General features: G+C 30.6%; 3 protein-coding genes. 2 read left to right on the top strand and 1 reads right to left on the bottom strand.

The window, feature by feature from the left end; genetic code table 11:
* On the top strand, window positions 1–458 hold a 458-nt coding region (locus tag HRG09_RS27650), incomplete at its 5' end, for an IS6 family transposase (protein WP_174104005.1).
* Between the two features lie 377 nt (window positions 459–835).
* Here the strand turns inward: HRG09_RS27650 and HRG09_RS27645 are convergent.
* The gene (locus HRG09_RS27645) at window positions 836–1,996 is read right to left on the bottom strand and encodes a tyrosine-type recombinase/integrase (RefSeq protein ID WP_174104004.1); all 1,161 of its coding nucleotides are present in this window, start codon (window positions 1,994–1,996) and stop codon (window positions 836–838) included.
* A gap of 355 nt (window positions 1,997–2,351) precedes the next feature.
* Between HRG09_RS27645 and HRG09_RS27640 the strand changes: the two genes are divergently transcribed.
* A complete protein-coding gene (locus HRG09_RS27640; protein WP_174104003.1) occupies window positions 2,352–3,353 on the top strand; it encodes a DNA-binding protein in 1,002 nt (333 codons plus the stop codon).
* The last annotated feature ends 264 nt before the right edge of the window (window positions 3,354–3,617 follow it).

The following is a 3,617-nucleotide window of genomic DNA, read 5'->3' as shown; positions in this document are numbered from 1 at the left end:
AGACTTATATCAAAGTTAAGGGAGAATGGCGTTATCTCTATCGTGCAATTGATAAAGATGGACACACATTGGATATTCAACTTCGTAAAAAACGGGATCATCAGGCTGCCTATGCCTTCATGAAAAGATTAGTAAAACATTTTGGAGAACCTACGGTTCTCACTACAGACAAAGCACCAGCATTACTTTGTGCATTTAACAAATTAAGAGAACAAGGCTTTTATATAAATACAACTCATTGTACAATCAAGCATTTGAACAATCTCATTGAACAGGACCATAGGCATATGAGGCGACGTTTTTCCAAATCCGCAGGATTTCAAAATCTTCGCCATGCTTCCCATACCTTGAAAGACATCGAAACCATTCATGCTTTATATAAACGAAACCGAAGTCTTGGCTCAGACTTCGGTTTTTCGACATACAATGAATTACAGGAGCTACTAACAATCGCATAAAATGTAGAACTTTTTGTTGGTACCACTTAATCTTAACAAAACTTCGCAACAGAACCAGGGTATATTACTTTTACATTTAATTCAAAAACAATATAGCTGGTTCTAGTGCAAATATATGTTTCAAAGAGGGTCATAGTCTGAATTGGATATCATGCTATGACCCTCTTATTTGCCAATTTAAACTTTAACATATATTAGCAAGGTTCTACACGCTTCCCTATGGATATGTTTTATAATTAGGGAATCTTGGCGAAGAACTAATCCCCCTTAAGAGTTGACACTAATAAATAGACGTTTAATCTATTTTAATTATAAAAAAAATACACAACTATAAACGATAATACTGAGTTCCAATAAGGTAATACAAAGTGGTAAAATTAGAATTCATCTTCCATAATTAAATTCCCAGCATCATTATCTTTTGTTAATCGTTGTTTCAAATAATTTTCTTTCGTGGTCCGATCATTTTTATGACCAACTGCAGCTGCTATGACATGAGGTGCAAGCCCCTTGTAATCATATAAGTACTGTACATAAAAATGTCTAAAGAAGTGAGGGGTAATTCGTATATTCTTTGTAAAGGGTAACTTAGTATCCTTAATGATTTTAGAAATATACTGTGACAAGTAGTTCTCTCTATAAGCAGTATGGTTCTTTGTTTGAAATATAGCCCCACCATCTTTATTCCCGATATCTACAGGTAACCTTCTCCGGATTCGAAATGCAACAATACGATTAAAAATCTCCTTATTAATAGAAACAATCCGTTCATTATCTCCCTTTGTATTTACTGTTAAATAATAACGTCCACGTATAGCGTCATACTCAAGATCTTCCCACTTTGCATGCGCAACTTCTGCAACACGTAAGCCAGTGGTAGCCAAAACTGATAATAAAGCATAATTGATTTCATTATCCTTATAATAATGAAGCAACTGCTTCACTTCTTCATATGATAACTCGCGTTTTGGTTTGTGGTGCTTATTAACGGTCGTACTTAGGATCTCCACATGAAGAGGTTCCTGTATATATTGAATTTCATATAGCCATTTCAAATAAGAACGGATCACACCAAGTTTCCTACTAATCGTAGATGCTTTGTATTTTTCTTTTGATTGATTAGAAATTGCCTCTAGGGACAACCATTTTTGATAGTTACGGATATGGCGTTTCCTTAGATTCCTCCAGACTTGGCCAACTTTATAATCTTTTACATCTTGCTGCAGAAATTCTGTACTTTGTTTGATAAAGAAATAAAACTGGCTTAGATCACGTGCATATAAAGTCCTAGATGCATCTTTGATACGTTTTTCTTGGTCGAAATGTGTTTGTCGGTTCAAGTAGTAGTACAGTATCTCTTCATCTGAAAATCCCTCGTATGTATATATATCTTCTCTTTCGTTATTTTCCTTTTTAAATTCAGCTTCATTTATATAATCAAGATTCCATACTGCAATTATGTTTGTGAAATTTTGTTTTTGTTTTTCTATATTTTCTAAAGAAGTTTCACTATGAATTGTATTTAATTCAAATTTCACTGTTATTCAACTCCTTATTAATTCCTTTTATATCTACTATTATAACTGAATTAAATTATAAATCATTTACATAGAAAGATTAAATTTTATAAAAATGATAGTGAATAACAACTATAGAAAATTTCCTATTTTCTATGGTTATTAGTTTTTTTATAAAATTAATGATACTTAATTTGATTTATAACATTATAAAAATAAATTTAATTAGAAATTATATTTTGTTATTAGATACATATTTAAATAGTTTATTTTAAATTTATGCTATAATAAGTTAAAATTGTTTATTTTATAAATTATAATTTACATAATAATATTATTTCTTTTCTGTAAAAATGTAATATTAGGGGGAACATAAATGCTGAGTGCATACGAAATAAATATGACTACAAACGAAGTGAAAGAATATTTAGATATTAGTCACTTCACATTTAATAATTTGATAAAACAGGGACAATTAAATCCAATTAATAAGGATACATGGCGTTTAGATGGAAGCTTTTTATTTAAAAAAGAAGAAATAGAGAAATTAAAAGAAGAACTTGAGGTAGAAGGAATTACTTTATATCAAGCAAGTAAAGAGTACCATATCAGTATGTATCAACTCGAAAAATGGATAGAAGAGGGCGAGATAACTTGTACTATACAGGAGCATCGTAATCGCAAAACAAAATTTGTGAAAGAAGATGATGTCCGTGAATTAGTACAACAAATAGAGCGGAAAAATACAATCTATACATACTCACAAAAGCATAATGTAGTACTATTACAAAGATTTATGAAGGGAAATACGTTAGCACGTATTATCTCCATTCCAAAACGTGGGGATATCATACTACGTGATGAATTTGGAAATGACATTACGTTAGAAGATGCAATAAAAGTAGGATATGAGCCTGCCTACGCTTTATCTGATCAACCGCGAAGTCATCATCAAAGATTTGTGAAATTCCGCTTTCCTAAATCTTATCAATATCGAAGTGATACTTTTCAATTTATAGATCTCATATTACAGTATGTATCACCAAGAAACTTAAAAATATCAGTAGAAGATGAATTTTGGTATTTTGATATTCGTCAATCTCTAATATCATTACCATCTGGAATGCAAGCCGAATGGATGGATAATTTAACACCCTATATAATAGAAGGAAAAATGATACCACGTGTTAACAATAGTGTATATTTAGATAGCAATACTGTAACAAAGCCCGTAACTCTCACAAGTAATGAGTATAAATCCATAAAAAAAATTGTGGAAGAAACAAATAGTTCCATTGAAGAATTTATTAAAGACGCAATTCAAGATAGAATTAATCAGCACTTACTTAATCAAGTAATAAAAATTTCTCAACTATAATATGGAAAATTTGATTAAAAATTCATATAAGTTTACATTTAATTGTTCTATACTACAACTTATAGAGTTATTCTCAAAATCTCTATGTGAGTCGAACTATGCCCTTAACAAAAAAGAATCACTTTTTAGTGGTTCTTTTTTGTTGTACATCTTTGAGTTAGGATTTAATTGGTTCTGTTGCAAAGTTTGAAAAAAGCATAAACAGGTTGCTAAATGAGGAACAATGTTTAGGAAGTAGCTAGTAATTGTTGAAGTTCATTGTAT

Origin of the sequence: Bacillus sp. Xin1 (assembly GCF_013314535.1) — a bacterium.
Lineage (GTDB): Bacteria > Bacillota > Bacilli > Bacillales > Bacillaceae_G > Bacillus_A.
Note: the sequence above shows the minus strand (reverse complement) of the source record. Positions and strands in the feature narration are given on the sequence as shown.